Genomic DNA, 17,185 nt, shown 5'->3' with positions numbered 1-17,185 from the left:
GGCTGGAGACAGAGCCCAGCCGTCGGCTGGAGACAGAGCAGAGAAACAGGACCCGCGATCATGACCGACACCCCCACTCCCTCCTCGTCCGCTGCCTCGGAGCAGTTCGGCTCGAGCCGCGTCAAGCGCGGTCTCGCCGAGATGCTCAAGGGCGGCGTGATCATGGACGTCGTCACCGCCGAGCAGGCCCGCATCGCCGAGGACGCCGGCGCCGTGGCCGTCATGGCGCTCGAGCGCGTCCCCGCCGACATCCGCTCGCAGGGCGGCGTCGCGCGGATGAGCGACCCCGACCTCATCGACGCGATCGTCTCGTCCGTGTCGATCCCCGTCATGGCGAAGGCCCGCATCGGCCACTTCGTCGAGGCGCAGGTGCTCTCGGAGCTCGGCGTCGACTACATCGACGAGTCCGAGGTCCTCTCGCCGGCCGACTACGTGAACCACATCGACAAGTGGAGGTTCACCGTCCCCTTCGTCTGCGGAGCAACGAACCTGGGCGAGGCGCTGCGCCGCATCACCGAGGGCGCCGCGATGATCCGCTCGAAGGGCGAGGCCGGCACCGGCGACGTGTCCGAGGCCACCAAGCACATCCGCACCATCTCGGCCGAGGTGAACCGCCTCAAGGCGATGACCAAGGACGAGCTGTACGTCGCGGCCAAGGAGCTCCAGGCCCCCTACGACCTCGTCGCCGAGATCGCGCAGACCGGCAAGCTGCCGGTCGTGCTGTTCACCGCGGGCGGTGTGGCCACCCCGGCCGACGCGGCGCTCATGATGCAGCTCGGCGCCGACGGCGTCTTCGTCGGCTCCGGCATCTTCAAGTCGGGCGACCCGGCCAAGCGCGCCGCGGCGATCGTCAAGGCGACCACCTTCTACGACGACGCGAAGGTCATCGCGGAGGCGTCCCGCGGACTCGGCGAGGCCATGGTCGGCATCAACGTGTCCGACGTCCCCGCGCCGCACCGCCTCTCCGAGCGTGGCTGGTAGCACCGGGCCCCGCGTCGCGGGGGAGGGGGAGACCCGCGAGTCCCTCGAGGGGCTGCGGGTCGGCGTCCTCGCACTCCAGGGCGACTTCCGCGAGCACGCGAACGTGCTGCGCGAGCTCGGCGCGGAGGTGGTGCTCGTGCGCCGTCCCGCCGAGCTCGCGTCCGTCGCCGGGCTCGTCATCCCCGGCGGCGAGTCGACGGTGATGGACAAGCTCTCGCGCCTGTTCGGACTCGCGGAGCCGATCGGCGAGGCGATCGAGGCGGGCCTGCCCGTCTACGGCACCTGCGCCGGGCTGATCATGCTCGCCGACAGGGTGCTGGACCGGATCGACGGGCAGCACAGCTTCGGCGGGCTCGACGTGACCGTGCGACGCAATGCGTTCGGCAACCAGCTCGACTCGTTCGAGACCGACCTCGACGTGCCGGTGATCGGCGACCCTCCCGTGCACGCGGTCTTCATCCGCGCGCCCATCGTGGAGGAGCTGGGGGAGCGGGCGACCGCCCTCGCCGCGATCGCGGACGGCCGGGTCGTGGCGGTCGAGCAGGGCAACCTGATGGGCACGTCGTTCCACCCCGAGATCACAGGCGACTACCGCTTCCACGAGCTGTTCCTGCGGAAGGTCGCGGCGACGCGCTTCGGGGCCTGATCGGGCGACTCCGCCAGGGGTGGCCCCTGTCGGTGGTGACCGGCACAGTGGGAGCATGCCCGAACTCCCCGAAGTGCAGGCCCTCGCCCGCGATCTCGACGAGCGGCTCGGAGGACACGTCCTCGAGCGGCTCGACGTCTTCGCCATCTCGGCGCTCAAGACGGTGGCGATCCCGCCGTCCTCCCTCGCCGGTCAGACGATCCACGGCGTCCAGCGGCACGGCAAGTTCCTCGACCTCTCGATCGGCGACGTGCACGTGCTGCTCCACCTCGCCCGGGCTGGCTGGGTGCGCTGGCGTCCCGAGCGCCCCACGGCGCCGGTGAAGCCGGGCCGCGGACCGCTCGCCGCGCGCCTGATCCTCGAGGACGGCTCCGGGATCGACGTGACCGAGGCCGGCACCAAGAAGAGCCTCGCCCTGTCGATCGTCGCCGATCCGCGCGACGTCGACCGGGTCGCGCGACTGGGCCCCGATCCGCTCGACCCCGCCTTCACGCGCGAGATCCTCGGCGCGATCCTCGCGACCGCCGGCCGTGCACAGCTCAAGGGCGTCCTCCGCGATCAGTCGCGCATCGCCGGCATCGGCAACGCGTACTCCGACGAGATCCTGCACGTCGCGCGCATGTCCCCGTTCAAACCGGCGACCCTCACTCCCGAGGAGCTCGACCGCCTCTACTCCGCGCTGCGGTACACGCTCGAGGAGGCGCTCGGCCGAGCCGAGGGACTGCACGCCGCCGACCTCAAGAAGGAGAAGAAGCTCGGCATGCGCGTGCACGGTCGCACGGGCGAGCCCTGCCCGGTCTGCGGCGACACGATCCGCCAGGTGATCTTCGCGGACTCCACCCTCCAGTACTGCCCCACCTGCCAGACCGGCGGGAAGCCCCTCGCCGACCGGGTCCTCTCGCGGTTGCTGAAGTAGCCGGCGTCGCCGGCTGCTTCAGCAACCGCGTCCGAGCCGGTCCTTGCCCGGCTCGGCGCAGTCGGCTCCTAGAGATGGTCGCGCGGGTGGAGCGTCCTGCGAACGCCTACGGCGATTCGCTGGCACGCGAATCGCCGGTTCGGCTCGCGGGTGGTCGCCGATCCGTTGTCCGCAAGTTCGGGAACGCGCACATGCTGGTCGAGGTAACGCGTGGAGCGCGGCAGGACCGCTTCGCCCTTTGGGTGGTGGGTCTCTGGCTGTTCGCCATCGGCGTGCTGACCGGACGATCACTGGTTCCGCGAGGATGGTGGTGTGGTCTGTGATGATGCCTGATCGTTCGTGAGAACCTCGGCCAGGACGGCTCGTCGGCCACGATGGCGTCTGCGCCCGTTCCCGACTGCTGTTGCGCGTCATCACACAGAACGTCCGGCTCGGGCGGCGTCGGGGTTCCCGGGTGCACCTCAGAAGTGAGGCTCCATGACGCGATCGGGTGAGTCGCACTCGGATCCGAGCGCTCAGCCTTCGTTCCGCGGGCCGAGTGGTCTGCAACCGAGGTCGGGAAGCGTCCGGACGCCTCGAGCGGACTTCGCGAGCCCTCCCGACCTCGGTTGCAGACAGGACGCGGGTCAGTATGACAGCGGCCTGCATCAGTCGAGGCGACTCGTCCATCCGCGCGGCAACGGATCCGCGTAGCCGCGCACGACGCTCTTCCTGCGCGACCACCCCCCCCGAATTCGACTGCGCGGAGCCTGGGAGGACCGGCTCCGGACGAGCGCCGCTGACTGCGCGGAGCCGGGCGGGGACCGACTCCCTCCAGGCCGAGGCGAACCGTCGATCCGCGTGTCAGCGGATCGGCGTAGCCGGACGCAGGACGCTCCACCTGCGCAACCGCCTCGGGAAGCGGGCAGGGACCGGCCCCGGTTTAGACTGGCTCAGCTATCAGCGGCGCCCGCGGGGGTCGCACACGACGATTTTCCGAGGGAGCACCGTGTCCGGGCATTCCAAGTGGGCCACGACCAAGCACCAGAAGGCGATCAAGGACTCGCGTCGCGCGAAGTCGTTCGCCAAGCTGATCAAGAACATCGAGGTCGCCGCCAAGATCGGCGGAGCCGACCTGTCGGGCAACCCGACGCTCGTCGACGCCGTGCAGAAGGCGAAGAAGACGTCGGTCCCGAACGACAACATCGACCGCGCGATCAAGCGCGGCGCCGGCCTCACCGGCGAGGTCATCGACTACACGACGATCATGTACGAGGCCTACGGCCCGAACGGCATCGCCCTGCTCGTCGAGTGCCTCACCGACAACAAGAATCGCGCCGCGGCCGATGTGCGCACGGCCATGACCCGCAACGGCGGCACCATGGCCGACCCGGGCAGCGTCGCGTACAACTTCGCGCGCAAGGGCGTCATCAGCGTGCCCCACGGCGAGAGCGTCACCGAGGACGACGTCCTGGGCGCGGTCCTCGACTTCGGCGTCGACGACGTCCTCGACCACGGCGAGAGCTTCGAGGTGCGCGTCGAGCCGAGCGAGCTCGTCCCGGCGCGCTCGGCGCTGCAGGAGGCGGGCATCGACTACGACTCCGCCGACATCGAGTTCGTCGCCTCGCTGCAGGTCGAGGCCGACGCCGAGACCGCCCGCAAGGTGTTCCGCCTCATCGACGCGCTCGAGGACTCCGACGACGTGCAGAACGTCTACACGAACCTCGACATCACCCCCGAGGTGCGCGCCGAGCTCGAGAACGAGGAGTGACCCGGTGACCCCGGATCGCCCGCTCGGGTCGCGCTGATGCGCGTCCTCGGGATCGATCCGGGGCTCACCCGGTGCGGCGTCGGCATCGTCGACGTCGCCCGCGACCGGCGGGCCACCCTGGTGCACGTCGGCGTGCTGCGCACTCCGGTCGACGACCCGCTCGAGCGGCGCCTGCTGGCCCTGGGCGACGGCATCGAGGCGCTCCTCGACGAGCACCGTCCCGACGCCGTCGCGATCGAACGGGTCTTCGCGCAGAACAACGTGCGCACGGTGATGGGCATCGCCCAGATCAGCGGAGTCGCGCTCGTCGCGGCCGCACGCCGTTCCCTCCCGGTCGGCATGCACACCCCGAGCGAGGTGAAGGCCGCGGTCACGGGTTACGGAGCCGCCGACAAGCGGCAGGTCACCGCGATGATCCAGCGCGTGCTCCGCCTGGACGCGCCACCGACTCCGGCCGACGCTGCCGATGCGCTCGCCCTCGCGGTCTGCCACGCGTGGCGGGCCCCGCTCGCCTCCGGGCCGTCGTCGGCGGCCGAGGGGGAGACGCCGGCGCAGCGCGCGTGGCGCGCGGCCGAGGCCTCCTCTCGAACGCCTGTTCGAGCACCTAGACTGACGCGGTGATCTCCTCCCTCCGCGGCACCGTCCTCTCCGCCCGCGGGAGTCTCGCCGTGATCGACGTCCACGGCGTCGGCTACGCGGTCAACGTGACTCCGCAGCACGCGCTCGAGATGCGCGTCGGCGACGAGACGACGGTCACCACCACCCTCATCGTCCGCGAGGACTCGCTCACCCTGTACGGGTTCCCGGACGCGGAGCAGCTCGAGATCTTCGAGCTCCTCATCGCGGTCACCGGGGTCGGTCCCAAGTCGGCACTGGGCGTCCTCGGCGCCGTCGAGCCCGAGCGCATCGCGCAGGCCGTCGCCGACGAGGACGACGCGGTGTTCCGCAAGGTGTCGGGCATCGGCCCGAAGACGGCGAAGCTCATCATCCTGTCCCTGGCGGGCAAGCTCGCCGTCCGGCCGCGCGCGGCCCGCGGCAGCGGCCCCGGGGCGACCGCCGCGCAGAGCGTGCTCTCCGCCCTCGTCGGACTCGGCTGGCCCGAGCGCATCGCCGCCGAGGTCGTCGACGAGATCCTCCTCGACGCCCAGGCGTCCGACGCCGCGAACGTGCAGGCGCTCCTGCGCCTCGCCCTCGCCCGACTCGGCCCGGCGGCCCGCGCGTGAGCGGCGACGGTCTGCTCGGACCGGAGGTCGTCTCCGAGGCCGAGATCGCGTTCGAGGGCGCCCTGCGCCCGAAGAGCCTCAGCGAGTTCGTCGGCCAGCGGAAGGTCCGCGGCCAGCTCGAGCTGCTGCTGAAGGCCGCGGCGATGCAGGGCCGCACGCCCGACCACATCCTGCTCGCGGGCCCGCCCGGTCTCGGCAAGACGACTCTGGCGATGATCGTCGCCGAGGAGAGCTCGTCGCCCCTGCGGCTGTCCAGCGGACCGGCGATCCAGCACGCCGGCGACCTCGCCGCGGTGCTGTCGTCCCTCCTGCCCGGCGAGATCCTCTTCATCGACGAGATCCACCGCATGGCGCGCTCCGCGGAGGAGATGCTCTACCTGGCGATGGAGGACTTCCGGATCGACATCATGGTCGGCAAGGGCGCCGGAGCGACCTCCGTCCCGCTGGATCTCGCCCCCTTCACCCTCGTGGGCGCGACGACCCGCTCGGGTCTGCTGCCCAATCCCCTGCGCGACCGCTTCGGCTTCACGGCCCACCTCGAGTTCTACGCCGAGGACGAGCTGCGCCAGGTCCTCGCCCGCGCGGCGCGCCTTCTCGAGCTCGACATCGACACCGAGGCGATCGCCGAGATCGCCGGTCGATGCCGGGGCACTCCCCGCATCGCGAACCGGCTGCTGCGCCGCGTGCGCGACTTCGCCCTGGTGCACGGCGGACGTGCCGACATCGCCGCCGTCCGCGCCGCGCTCGACCTCTACGACGTCGATCCGCTGGGCCTGGACCGCCTCGACCGGGCCGTCATGGAGATCGTGCTCACCCGTTTCGACGGGGGACCGGTGGGCCTCAACACGCTCGCCGTCTCGGTGGGCGAGGAGTCCGAGACGGTCGAGGCCGTGGTGGAGCCCTTCCTCGTCAGGATCGGCCTGCTGACGCGCACCCCGCGGGGGCGCGTCGCCACTCCCGCGGCCTGGCGCCACTTCGGGCTCGACCCGCGCGGCGCCGCCGCCTCCCAGCAGCCGCTCTTCGGGGATGACCTATAATCTTCAAGGCCCGACGGGCCGCTCGATCCTGCGCATCCGGCTGAGACGCCGCGCGGGCTCGCCACCCACTCCGGAAGGCTCACCCATGGATCCGACGATCATCCTGCTCGTCCTGCTGCTCGCCGTGATGATCATCTTCATGTTCCGCAACAACAAGAAGCGCCAGCGCGACGCGGAGAACATGAAGAACAACCTGGTCCCCGGCGTCGAGCTGATGACGGGCTCCGGCCTCTTCGGCACCGTCGTGTCGATCGACGAGGACGCCAACAAGATCGTCATCGAGTCGACCCCCGGCACGCTGCTGACGATCCACCGCCAGGCCATCGCGCGCCTGATCGACCCGAGCGAGAACGTCGTCGCGGCCGACGAGGACGGCACCGTCGCCGTCGAGGGCGCCGCTCCCGCGTTCGGCGAGCGCGACGCCGCGCACCAGGGCGACCCGCTGGTCGACCCGATCGAGCGCGACCGCAAGCCGGACGCGCAGTAGTCTCCAGGGCGGGCCGGAGCGCGAGAGCGTCCGGCCCGCCCTTCCTGTCCGCCCGGATCCGGGCCGTCATCGTCGACCGAAGAGAAAGCTGAGCCCTGGGTGGCCGCATCAACCCCCGTCCGGAAGGCCCGGCGCTCCCTGAGCTGGCTCGGTGTCCTGATCCTGGCTCTCGTCGGACTGAACACCGCCGCCGTCCTCTGGGGCGGCGGGTCCTGGACGCCGAAGCTCGCCCTCGACCTCGAGGGCGGAACGCAGATCGTCCTCCAGCCGCAGCTGAACGACGGTGACACCGTCTCGTCCGAGCAGCTGACCCAGGCCGTCTCGATCATCCGACAGCGCATCGACGCGTCGGGCGTCTCCGAGGCCGAGATCACGACCCAGGGCTCGAGCAACATCGTCGTCTCGATCCCCGGGACTCCCGACGACGAGACGCTCCAGCGCATCGAGGCGTCCGCGAAGCTCGACTTCCGCCCGGTCCTCGTCGGCAGCCAGGCGACGAACACCGCGGTCGGCGGCGAGGCGACGTCCTCGCCGACCCCGACGCCCGTCGACCCCTCGCTCGCCACGGAGCCCACCGCCGAGCCGACGGACGCGAGCGACCTCGCCTATATCACGCCGGCGCTCGAGGCGCAGTACACCGCCTTCGACTGCGCGTTCCTGAACAGCCAGGACCCCAACCTCGCGCAGGCGGACCAGCCGTTGATCACCTGCGACGACACCGGCACGGTGAAGTACATCCTCGGCCCCGTCGAGGTGACGGGCGAGGACATCGCCGACGCCTCCAACGGCCTGGTGACGACCCAGTCCGGTGCGAGCACCGGCACGTGGGCGGTCAACCTCTCCTTCGACGACGCCGGGACCACGGCGTTCTCGGACGTGACCACGCGCCTCGTCGCGCTGCAGGGCGCCCAGAACCAGTTCGCGATCGTCCTCGACGGCCGCGTCATCTCGGCCCCGTCCACCAACGCCGCCATCACCGACGGCAACGCCCAGATCACCGGGTCCTTCACCCAGGAGTCGTCCAAGACCCTCGCCGACCAGCTCAAGTACGGCGCACTGCCGATCGGCTTCCAGGTGCAGAGCTCGGACAGCATCTCGGCGACCCTCGGCACCGCCCAGCTCGCGAGCGGCCTGCTGGCCGGCGTGATCGGACTGGTCCTCGTCGTCGTCTACTCCCTCGCCCAGTACCGGGTGCTCGGAGCGGTCACGATCGCCTCGCTGATCGTGGCGGCCGTCGTCACCTACCTCGTGGTGACGCTCCTGTCCTGGCGGGAGGGTCTGCGGCTGTCGCTCGCGGGCGTCGCGGGCCTGATCGTCGCGATCGGCATCACCGCGGACTCGTTCATCGTGTACTTCGAGCGCATCCGCGACGAGCTGCGCGACGGCCGGGGGCTGGAGTCCGCGGTCGAGGCCGGGTGGCGTCGCGCCCTGCGCACGATCTTCGCCTCCGACATGGTGAACCTGCTCGCCGCCGTGGTGCTGTTCATCCTCGCCGTGGGCAGCGTCCGCGGCTTCGCCTTCACGCTGGGCATCACGACGCTCATCGACCTCGTGGTCGTGATCCTCTTCACGCACCCGATGCTGCAGCTGCTCGCGACGACGAAGTTCTTCTCGGACGGGCACCGGCTGTCCGGCCTCGATCCGCGGGCTCTCGGCGCGGTCTACCGCGGCCGGGCGGCGTTCCGTCCGCAGGACGCCGTGGTGGCGGGCAAGGGCTCCTCCGCCGCCCGCGAAGCGGCGAAGCGCCAGACCATCGCCGAGCGCAAGGCCGCCGAGGCGGCCCGCACCGCCGGTTCCTCCGACTCGACCAAGGACGCGTGATGGCCAGCTTCTCGCAGTTCGGCAACGACCTCTACACCGGCAAGCGCTCGATCGACTTCGTCGGCCGGCGGCGCACCTGGTACCTGATCTCGCTCGTCCTGATCCTGATCACCGTCCTCGGGACCGTCGCTCGCGGCGGGTTCAACTTCAGCATCGAGTTCACCGGCGGATCCGAGTTCACGGTGTCCTCGCCGTCGAGCCTCGACCAGGCGACCGCCACGGACGCGGTCACCGCCGTCTCGCCCGAGACCGTGCCGCGCGTCTCCGTCGTCGGCGACGACTCGATCCGCGTCCAGACCGACCAGCTCTCGACCGACGAGTCGACGGCCGTGCGCAACTCGCTGGCCGAGGCGTACGAGGTCGGCAACGACCAGGTCACCTCCTCCTTCATCGGAGCGTCGTGGGGCAACGACATCACGCAGCAGGCCCTGCGCGGCCTCATCATCTTCGTGGTGCTGGCGTCCCTGGCTATGTGGGCGTACTTCCGCACCTGGAAGATGTCGCTCGCGGCCATCGTCGCGCTCGTGCACGACCTCGTGATCGTCGCCGGCGTCTACGGCATCACCGGCACCGAGGTGTCGCCGGCCGCGGTCATCGGCCTGCTGACGATCCTCGGCTACTCGCTCTACGACACCGTCGTGGTCTTCGACAAGATCCGCGAGAACACGGTGGAGGCACTCGGCAGCACGACGAGGACCTTCTCCGAGACGGTCAACCTGGCCGAGAACCAGACGCTCGTGCGCTCGATCAACACCTCGATCGTGGCGGCGCTGCCGGTCGGCGCGATCCTCGTGATCGGCGCGTTCGTGCTCGGGGCCGGCACGCTCCGCGACATCTCGCTCGCTCTGCTGATCGGCATCATCGTCGGCACCTACTCGACGATCTTCGTGGCGGCGCCGCTGTACGCGCAGCTGCGCAGTCGCGAGGTCGACGTGTCCCGGCACGACAAGCGCGTGGAGGCCGCCCGACTCAAGGCCGGCACGCCGGTCGTCGAGGGCGCCTGATGGCCGAGTACTCGCAGGTCTCGGCGGCCGACGCGATCGGTCTCGTCTCCCGCGACGAGGTGTGGCTCCTGGACGTGCGCGAGCCGGACGAGTGGGCGCTCGGGCACGCCGCCGCCGCCCATCACATCCCGATGAACTCGATCGGTGCGCGGCAGGACGAGCTGCCCGCCGAGGCCCCGATCCTCGTCGTCTGCCACTCCGGCGTCCGGTCGGCGATGGTCGTCCAGGCGCTCGAGGGTGCGGGATACGAGGCGGCGAACGTCGAGGCCGGGATGACCGCCTGGGCGGCCGCCGGCGGCGACGTGGTCGACGACGAGGGCCGTCCCGGTCGCATCGACTGACGCCCGCCGGGTCCGCCCTGAGCGGATGGGTCATCGGAGCGCTCCGCAGGCGCGATAATGGGGCGATGGAGATGCCCGCGTGACGGAAACCACGACCACGTCGTCGACAGCTGCCCTGCGCAGACTGGTCCCCCGGATCTTCTCGCGCGCTCAGCCCAGCGGCGCGGTCGACACCCTCGTGCGCACGGTGCGGATGCATCACCCCAAGAGCGACATCGCGCTGATCGAGCGCGCCTACTCCGTGGCGGAGCGGGCTCACGCGGGGCAGAAGCGCCGCAGCGGAGAGCCCTACATCACTCACCCGCTCGCGGTCGCGCAGATCCTGGCCGACCTCGGCATCGGCTCGAAGACCATCGCCGCGGCCCTCCTGCACGACACGGTCGAGGACACCGACTACAAGCTCGACGAGCTCCGCGCCGACTTCGGCGACGAGGTCGCGATGCTGGTCGACGGCGTCACCAAGCTCGACAAGGTCAAGTACGGCGACAGCGCCCAGGCCGAGACCGTCCGCAAGATGATCGTGGCGATGTCGAAGGACATCCGCGTCCTCATCATCAAGCTCGCCGACCGGCTGCACAACGCGCGCACCTGGGGCTTCGTGCCGGCGGAGTCCGCCGCGCGCAAGGCCACCGAGACCCTCGAGATCTATGCGCCCCTCGCGCACCGCCTGGGCATCCAGGCGATCAAGTGGGAGCTCGAGGACCTGTCGTTCGCGGTGCTGTACCCCAAGATCTACAACGAGATTGAGAGCCTCGTGAAGCGCCGGACCCCTCAGCGCGAGGAGTTCGTCCAGAGCGTGATCGACCTCATCGGCGAGGATCTGCGCGCCGGCAAGATCCGGGGCCGGGTCGTCGGCCGTCCGAAGCAGTACTACTCGATCTACCAGAAGATGGTGGTGCGGGGTCGCGAGTTCGACGAGATCTACGATCTCGTGGGCATCCGCGTGCTCGTGAACTCGGTGCGCGACTGCTACGCGGTGCTGGGCTCGATCCACGCGCGGTGGACCCCGATGCCGGGCCGCTTCAAGGACTACATCGCGACCCCGAAGTTCAACCTGTACCAGTCGCTGCACACGACGGTGGTCGGCCCCAAGGGCCGGGCGGTCGAGATCCAGATCCGCACCAACGAGATGCACCAGCACGCCGAGTTCGGCATCGCGGCGCACTGGAAGTACAAGGAGCAGATGGCGACGGGCAAGGTGCCCACGTCCGGCTCGAACGACACCGACCTCGCCTGGCTCGCGCACCTCTCGGACTGGCAGTCCGAGACGACGGACCCGAACGAGTTCCTCGACTCCCTCCGCTTCGAGATCGGCGCCAAGGAGGTCTACGTCTTCACTCCGAAGGGCCGGGTCATCGGACTGCCCACCGGAGCGACCCCCGTCGACTTCGCCTACGCGGTGCACACAGAGGTCGGCCACCGCACCATGGGCGCGAAGGTCAACGGCCGTCTGGTGCCGCTGGAGTCCTCGCTGACGACCGGCGACGTCGTCGAGGTCTTCACCTCGAAGAACCCCGACAGCGGGCCTAGCCAGGACTGGCTGAACTTCGTGCAGAGCCCCCGGGCGCGCAACAAGATCCGCCAGTGGTTCACCAAGGAGCGGCGCGACGAGGCCATCGAGCAGGGCAAGGACTCGATCGCCCGGGCCATGCGCAAGCAGAACCTGCCGCTGCAGAAGCTGATGAGCCAGGACACGTTCACCGAGGTGGCCAGCCAGCTGCGGTACAACGACGTCGAGGCCCTCTACGCGGCCGTCGGCGAGGGGCACGTCTCGACCCAGTCGGTGCTCGAGAAGGTCGTCGCCTCGATCCAGGGCGATCCGGAGTCGGACGAGAACGAGGTCACCCTCCCGCGCTCCCCGCGTCCGCGCAGCCGCAGCAGTGAGTCCGGCGTCCTCGTCAAGGGCGCCCCCGACATCCTGGTCAAGCTCGCCAAGTGCTGCACCCCGGTGCCGGGCGATCAGATCGTCGGATTCGTCACACGCGGTGCGGGCGTCTCGGTGCACCAGGCCAACTGCCACAACGTGCAGGAGCTCCTGAAGGAGCCCGAGCGCATCGTCGACGTCGAGTGGGCGCCGTCGTCCAAGAGCATCTTCCTGGTGCAGATCCAGGTCGAGGCCCTCGACCGCTCCGGACTGCTCAGCGACGTGACGCGCGTGCTCTCGGAGCACCACGTGAACATCCTCTCGGCGACCGTCTCGACCTCGAGCGACCGGCTCGCGATCAGCCGCTTCGTCTTCGAGATGGGCGACACGACGCACCTCGACCGGGTGCTGAACGCGGTGCGCCGCATCGACGCCGTCTACGACGTCTACCGGGTCAGCGCGGGCTGACCGCGGGTTCGGCGGCCGCGCATCGAGCGCGGCCGTCAGCCGGTTCTCGGCGATGCGGCGACCGGCGACGGCCGAGCCCGCCGCGGCGAGATGCGCGAGCACGTCGTCGAGCGCCGTCCCGCTGACGGCCGCGAGCGAGCGGAGCAGGTCGTCGTCGCACGCCGTCGCGATCCTCGCCAGATCGACGAGGGTGCGCACGGGAGTCGTGACCGCGCACCCGCCGAGGGTGACCACCTCGGCGTCGGACAGGCGCACCTCGTGGTAGCGCAGTCGCGCCATCCGCGGCGGGTGCAGCCGGTGGCGGCGGTCGATCGACGCGCTGTGCACGGACGGTGCCTCCGTCGTCGCTCCGTGGACCCAGGCGGCACTGAGCCTGTCGGCCACGGTGCCGCGGGGGAGCACCGCCAGGAGCGCGGCACCGCGCTCGGCGGTGCCCGTCGGCAGGTCCGACACCACGAAGCCCTCGTCGAGGGCCCGCAGCTCCCCGTCGAGTCGGGCCGCGCACAGCTCGGCGAGGGGGAGGTGTCCGGGAAGCAGAACGGAGGGGAGTCGCGTCATCCCACGAGAGTGGACGACGCGACTCCCCTCCGGAGGCGCTTCTGCGGATCTGTGGAGAGATCCGGACCGTGGAGGAGGAGCCCCGTCCGGATCGGCTCTCGGGGATCAGCCCAGGGCGTCGAGCCACACCTTGCGGGCGTCGAGGGCCTCCTGCGCCTGGGCGATGGCGGCGCGGTCGCCGCGGGCCTTCGCCTCGTCGAGCTCGTCCTGCAGCTTCTGGATCGCCGAGGTCAGCTGGGAGGCGAGACCCTCCGAGCGGGCCTTGCGCTCCGGGTTGCTGCGGTTCCAGTGCTCCTCGTCGAGCTTGCGCACGTGCGCCTCGACCTTGCGGAGCCGGTCCTCGATCGTGCGGACCTGCTCGCGCGGCACGCGTCCGATCTCGTCCCAGCGCTCCTGGATGGAGAGCAGAGTGCGCTTCGCCTTCTCGCGGTCCTGCTCCTGCAGGAGGGGCTCCGCCTCCTCGAGCAGTGCGAGCTTGCGGTCGAGGTTCTCGGTGTACTCGACGCTCTCCTGGGCGACGATCTCGGCCTTGGCGCCGTAGATCGCATCGCCGGCGGCCTTGAACCGCGCCCAGAGCGCGTCGTCGAACCGCTTGCCCGCTCGACCGGCGACCCGCCAGCTCTCGAGGAGCGTGCGGTACTCGGGGATCGCCTCGGCGCCGCGCGGCACGAGGGCCTCCGCCTGGTCGATCAGCGCCTGCTTCGCGGCCTTGGCCTCGCGGTGCGCGGAGTCGAGGTCGGCGAAGAACGCCTTGCGGTTCTGCTCGATGGTCGTGCGGGCACCGCGGAACCGGCGCCACAGCTCGTTGGCCTCGTTCTTGGGCAGGCGGGGCCCCTGCTGCTGGTGGCTCTGCCAGCGGGCGAACAGCTCGTCGATCGCCGCGCTCGCCTGCTTCCACTGCGTCTTGGCGGGATCGACGGCGGCCAGGGCCTCCGCCTCCGCGACGATCGCCTCGCGGTACGCGAGAGCCTCGGCCAGCACGGCCTTGGACTCGGCGGCCTGCTGCTCGGAGAGGTCCTCGACCGAGCCGCTGAGCGCGCTGACGCGCGTCTGCAGCGCCTCGAGATCACCGACCGCGTGCGCCTCGGCGATCGCCGCCGTCAGCGACTGGACCGTCCGGGCGACGTCGGCGGCGGGAGCACCGCGCTTCGCCCGCTGCTCGAGCAGGGAGACCTGCCCGGCCAGCTCGGTGTACTTGCGCTCGTAGTAGGCGAGCGCCTCCTCTGGGGTGGCATCGGGGTACTGGCCGACCTCGCGCTCCCCGTCTCCGACTCGGACGTAGACCGTCCCGTCGTCGTCGACTCGTCCCCACGGCTGCTGGTCACTCATCGCTCGGAGCCTCACCTTGCTGTTCGATGTCGTGCTGTTCGATGTCCGTCGCGTCGGTGGCCGATCGGGCTCGACGGCCGGTAGGCCGGGTACCGCGCTCGGCCGCGAACGGGCAGTGACGTTCAGCCTATTGCACGGGGGCGCCCCCGGCTCCTGCACCCCGGTCGGGCGGGGGTCGCGCCGCGCCTACTGCACCGTGACGGACGTGATCGCCACCGGCTCCGCGGGCGCGCCGTCCGCGGATCCGTCGGCGGTGCCCTTCGCGACGACGTCGGCGACCAGGGCGTCCAGGCCCGAGGTGACCTGCCCGATGACGGTGTAGCCGCCGGCGGCGTCGGCGGGGAGCGTCGTGTCCTCGTAGACGACGAAGAACTGGCTGCCCTGGCTGTAGCCGTTGCCCGACTGGCGGGCCATCGCGATCGTGCCGGCCGGGTAGAGGCCGTCCTCGGGGGCGTTCTCGACGGGGCCGTAGCTGTAGCCCGGTCCTCCGGTGCCGTCGCCGTCGGGGTCGCCGCACTGCAGGACGAACAGTCCCTCGGTGGTCAGGCGGTGGCAGGAGACTCCGTCGTAGAACCCCGACTGCGCGAGGGAGAGGAAGGAGGAGACGGCCTGCGGAGCCGCGGCGCCCGCCAGCGTGATGCCGAGCGCGTCGGTGTTGATCGTCATCTCGCCGGTCCAGTCGCGGCCTTCCGCGATGTCGCTCGAGGGGACGTCGCCGGTGTTCTGCCCGGTCGCCGTGGGCGCGGGAGTCGCGCTCGCACTGGACGACGGCTCGGCGACGGGGGTTCCCGGGCCTGCGGAGAAGTAGAGGAGCTGGGCGACGACGGCGAGGGCGATCACGACGACGCCCGCGATCGCCGCGATCACGTTGTCGCGCCGGCGGCGGGCGGATCGGGTGCGGTGCAGGGCCTGCCGGGCCTGGTAAGCCCTCAGCCGGGTGCGCGCCTCGCGGTCGTTCGACTTGCCCTGAACCACGTGTTCCTCCGACGTCTCCCATCGCGCCCCGGTCGGCGCGGCGGTCCGCGCGGGGCGCAGACCGCGACGAGCCTACGAGAATCGGCGCGGCGACTCCACACGCCGCTCCGCCGCCCCACGCGGGTGTCGGGGGCCGTCGTTACGCTTGCGGGCATGACCATGCAGCAGGCCGGACTCCGCTCCGGCGCGACTCCGCTCGCGGTGCGGATGCGCCCGCGCAGCCTCGACGAGGTCGCCGGTCAGCGCCACCTGCTCACGCGGGGCTCGCCGCTGGTCGCCCTCGCAGCCGACACCACGGGCGAGCGCGGTGCCGTGTCGGTGATCCTGTGGGGTCCGCCCGGCACCGGCAAGACGACGCTCGCGCAGGCTGTCGCCCACTCCAGCGGCCGCCGGTTCGTCGAGCTCTCGGCCGTCACCGCCGGAGTGAAGGACGTGCGCCAGGTGATGGAGGAGGCGCTCTCGACCCGCGACCTCTACGGCACCTCGACGGTGCTCTTCCTCGACGAGATCCACCGCTTCACCAAGGCGCAGCAGGACGCCCTCCTGCCCGGCGTCGAGAACGGCTGGGTCATCCTGATCGCCGCGACCACCGAGAACCCGTCCTTCTCGGTGATCGCGCCCCTGCTGTCGCGCTCGCTGCTGCTCACCCTCGAGCCGCTGAGCGACGACGACCTCGGGCTGCTGGTCGACCGCGCCCTCGTCGACGAGCGGGGCCTGCGGGGGACGGTGGCGCTGGACGCTGAGGCGCGGGCGAGCATCATCCGCCTCGCCTCCGGAGACGCCCGACGGGCGCTCACCGCGCTCGAGGCGGCGGCCACCTCCGCCAGGTCCGACGCCCGCGAGGCCGACCGTGCCGCCCGGACGGCCGAGCAGGAGGGCGAGGACGACGACGACGACCCGCCCGTCGAGGACGACTCGCCCGGGGAGCCCCAGCTCCCGCTCATCACCACCGAGATCGTCGCCCGAGCCGTCGATCGCGCTCTGCTGCGCTACGACCGCAACGGCGACGAGCACTACGACGTCATCAGCGCCTTCATCAAGTCGATCCGCGGCTCCGACGTCGATGCGGCGCTGCACTACCTGGCCCGCATGATCGAGGCGGGGGAGGACCCGCGCTTCATCGCCCGGCGCATCATCGTCTCGGCATCGGAGGACATCGGCATGGCCGATCCGCAGGCGCTCGTCATCGCGGTCGCCGCTGCCGATGCGGTGCAGCTCATCGGGATGCCCGAGGGGCGCATCCCGCTCGCGCAGGCCGTGGTGCACCTCGCGACCGCGCCCAAGTCGAACGCCTCGTACACGGCGCTCGACGCGGCGATCGCCGATGTTCGCGCGGGGAAGGCCGGCCGGGTGCCTCCGCATCTGCGCGACGCGCACTACCCCGGCGCGAAGCGGCTCGGGCACGGCAAGGGGTACCGCTATCCGCACGACGCCGACCTCGGCGTGCTGCAGCAGCAGTACCTCCCCGACGCGCTCGAGGGCGCCCGGTATTACGACCCGACGGAGCACGGCAACGAGCGCGACGTGTCGGCCCGACTCGCCAAGCTGATGCGGATCATCCGCGGCGGGTGAGATCCGCGCACGGCGGCCGTCCGTGATAGTCTTCTGCGGTTGCCCACCGCTCTGTAGCCGAGCGGCGCAGCGCATCCCTCTGAATCGCGCAGCTCGTCACCGCGGTCACCCTTCCGGACGCACCCGCGACCGGACACGACCACGGCGTCCGCTCTCCTCCCGGAGTGCGCAGGCGAGAGCTGCGATCGAACCTCTCAGACCTTGGAAGGACCA

The 17,185-nt window shown here is 71.0% G+C and carries 16 protein-coding genes; 14 read left to right on the top strand and 2 right to left on the bottom strand.

The window, feature by feature from the left end; genetic code table 11:
• The first annotated feature begins 60 nt into the window (after nucleotides 1-60).
• The 13 genes from pdxS (at nucleotide 61) to NB037_RS00615 (ending at nucleotide 12,538) form a co-directional block, all read left to right on the top strand.
• The gene (pdxS, locus tag NB037_RS00675; protein WP_207404963.1) at nucleotides 61-981 is read left to right on the top strand and encodes a pyridoxal 5'-phosphate synthase lyase subunit PdxS; all 921 of its coding nucleotides are present in this window, start codon (nucleotides 61-63) and stop codon (nucleotides 979-981) included.
• 52 nt (nucleotides 982-1,033) lie between these two features.
• Nucleotides 1,034-1,627, top strand: a complete 594-nt coding sequence (pdxT, locus tag NB037_RS00670) for a pyridoxal 5'-phosphate synthase glutaminase subunit PdxT (RefSeq protein ID WP_251942764.1) — start codon at nucleotides 1,034-1,036, stop codon at nucleotides 1,625-1,627.
• 55 nt (nucleotides 1,628-1,682) lie between these two features.
• Nucleotides 1,683-2,543: an Fpg/Nei family DNA glycosylase gene (locus NB037_RS00665; RefSeq protein ID WP_251942669.1), complete on the top strand. Its 861-nt coding sequence runs from the start codon at nucleotides 1,683-1,685 to the stop codon at nucleotides 2,541-2,543.
• Nucleotides 2,544-2,617: 74 nt separating this feature from the next.
• Entirely contained in the window at nucleotides 2,618-2,866 is a 249-nt protein-coding gene (locus NB037_RS00660) for a hypothetical protein (protein WP_251942667.1), read from the top strand.
• A gap of 665 nt (nucleotides 2,867-3,531) precedes the next feature.
• On the top strand, nucleotides 3,532-4,293 hold the full coding sequence (locus tag NB037_RS00655) for a YebC/PmpR family DNA-binding transcriptional regulator (RefSeq protein ID WP_207404959.1): 762 nt from the start codon (nucleotides 3,532-3,534) through the stop codon (nucleotides 4,291-4,293).
• A gap of 36 nt (nucleotides 4,294-4,329) precedes the next feature.
• Nucleotides 4,330-4,914, top strand: a complete 585-nt coding sequence (gene ruvC, locus NB037_RS00650) for a crossover junction endodeoxyribonuclease RuvC (RefSeq protein ID WP_251942666.1) — start codon at nucleotides 4,330-4,332, stop codon at nucleotides 4,912-4,914.
• The gene (gene ruvA / locus NB037_RS00645) at nucleotides 4,911-5,516 is read left to right on the top strand and encodes a Holliday junction branch migration protein RuvA (RefSeq protein ID WP_251942664.1); all 606 of its coding nucleotides are present in this window, start codon (nucleotides 4,911-4,913) and stop codon (nucleotides 5,514-5,516) included. Before ruvC ends, ruvA begins: the two co-directional genes overlap by 4 nt.
• A complete protein-coding gene (ruvB, locus tag NB037_RS00640; protein ID WP_251942662.1) occupies nucleotides 5,513-6,553 on the top strand; it encodes a Holliday junction branch migration DNA helicase RuvB in 1,041 nt (346 codons plus the stop codon). The genes ruvA and ruvB overlap by 4 nt, the downstream gene beginning before the upstream one ends.
• Before the next feature lie 85 nt (nucleotides 6,554-6,638).
• Nucleotides 6,639-7,040, top strand: a complete 402-nt coding sequence (yajC, locus tag NB037_RS00635; RefSeq protein ID WP_251942660.1) for a preprotein translocase subunit YajC — start codon at nucleotides 6,639-6,641, stop codon at nucleotides 7,038-7,040.
• Between the two features lie 99 nt (nucleotides 7,041-7,139).
• A complete protein-coding gene (gene secD / locus NB037_RS00630) occupies nucleotides 7,140-8,861 on the top strand; it encodes a protein translocase subunit SecD (RefSeq protein ID WP_251942658.1) in 1,722 nt (573 codons plus the stop codon).
• Nucleotides 8,861-9,865, top strand: a complete 1,005-nt coding sequence (gene secF / locus NB037_RS00625; RefSeq protein WP_251942656.1) for a protein translocase subunit SecF — start codon at nucleotides 8,861-8,863, stop codon at nucleotides 9,863-9,865. Before secD ends, secF begins: the two co-directional genes overlap by 1 nt.
• Nucleotides 9,865-10,206, top strand: coding sequence for a rhodanese-like domain-containing protein (locus NB037_RS00620; protein ID WP_251942655.1), 342 nt, complete (start codon nucleotides 9,865-9,867; stop codon nucleotides 10,204-10,206). Before secF ends, NB037_RS00620 begins: the two co-directional genes overlap by 1 nt.
• A gap of 79 nt (nucleotides 10,207-10,285) precedes the next feature.
• The gene (locus NB037_RS00615; protein ID WP_308202028.1) at nucleotides 10,286-12,538 is read left to right on the top strand and encodes a RelA/SpoT family protein; all 2,253 of its coding nucleotides are present in this window, start codon (nucleotides 10,286-10,288) and stop codon (nucleotides 12,536-12,538) included.
• Nucleotides 12,539-13,201: 663 nt separating this feature from the next.
• Here the strand turns inward: NB037_RS00615 and NB037_RS00610 are convergent.
• Nucleotides 13,202-14,425, bottom strand: a complete 1,224-nt coding sequence (locus NB037_RS00610) for a DUF349 domain-containing protein (RefSeq protein ID WP_251942644.1) — start codon at nucleotides 14,423-14,425, stop codon at nucleotides 13,202-13,204.
• 186 nt (nucleotides 14,426-14,611) lie between these two features.
• Nucleotides 14,612-15,400 (bottom strand): peptidylprolyl isomerase, encoded by a 789-nt coding sequence (locus tag NB037_RS00605; RefSeq protein WP_251942643.1) that lies wholly within the window; start codon nucleotides 15,398-15,400, stop codon nucleotides 14,612-14,614.
• Nucleotides 15,401-15,553: 153 nt separating this feature from the next.
• Between NB037_RS00605 and NB037_RS00600 the strand changes: the two genes are divergently transcribed.
• Nucleotides 15,554-16,972, top strand: a complete 1,419-nt coding sequence (locus NB037_RS00600) for a replication-associated recombination protein A (RefSeq protein WP_251942641.1) — start codon at nucleotides 15,554-15,556, stop codon at nucleotides 16,970-16,972.
• The last annotated feature ends 213 nt before the right edge of the window (nucleotides 16,973-17,185 follow it).

The organism is Rathayibacter rubneri (assembly GCF_023743255.1).
Taxonomy (GTDB): domain Bacteria; phylum Actinomycetota; class Actinomycetes; order Actinomycetales; family Microbacteriaceae; genus Rathayibacter; species Rathayibacter rubneri.
This window is presented reverse-complemented; position numbering and strand designations above follow the sequence as displayed.

Coding starts and splice junctions, on each gene's coding strand:
- pdxS (WP_207404963.1), top strand. CDS start 61: ATGACCGACACCCCCACTCCCTCCTCGTCCGCTGCCTCGGAGCAGTTC.
- NB037_RS00665 (WP_251942669.1), top strand. CDS start 1,683: ATGCCCGAACTCCCCGAAGTGCAGGCCCTCGCCCGCGATCTCGACGAG.
- NB037_RS00660 (WP_251942667.1), top strand. CDS start 2,618: ATGGTCGCGCGGGTGGAGCGTCCTGCGAACGCCTACGGCGATTCGCTG.
- ruvC (WP_251942666.1), top strand. CDS start 4,330: ATGCGCGTCCTCGGGATCGATCCGGGGCTCACCCGGTGCGGCGTCGGC.
- yajC (WP_251942660.1), top strand. CDS start 6,639: ATGGATCCGACGATCATCCTGCTCGTCCTGCTGCTCGCCGTGATGATC.
- secF (WP_251942656.1), top strand. CDS start 8,861: ATGGCCAGCTTCTCGCAGTTCGGCAACGACCTCTACACCGGCAAGCGC.
- NB037_RS00620 (WP_251942655.1), top strand. CDS start 9,865: ATGGCCGAGTACTCGCAGGTCTCGGCGGCCGACGCGATCGGTCTCGTC.
- NB037_RS00610 (WP_251942644.1), bottom strand. CDS start 14,425: ATGAGTGACCAGCAGCCGTGGGGACGAGTCGACGACGACGGGACGGTC.
- NB037_RS00600 (WP_251942641.1), top strand. CDS start 15,554: ATGACCATGCAGCAGGCCGGACTCCGCTCCGGCGCGACTCCGCTCGCG.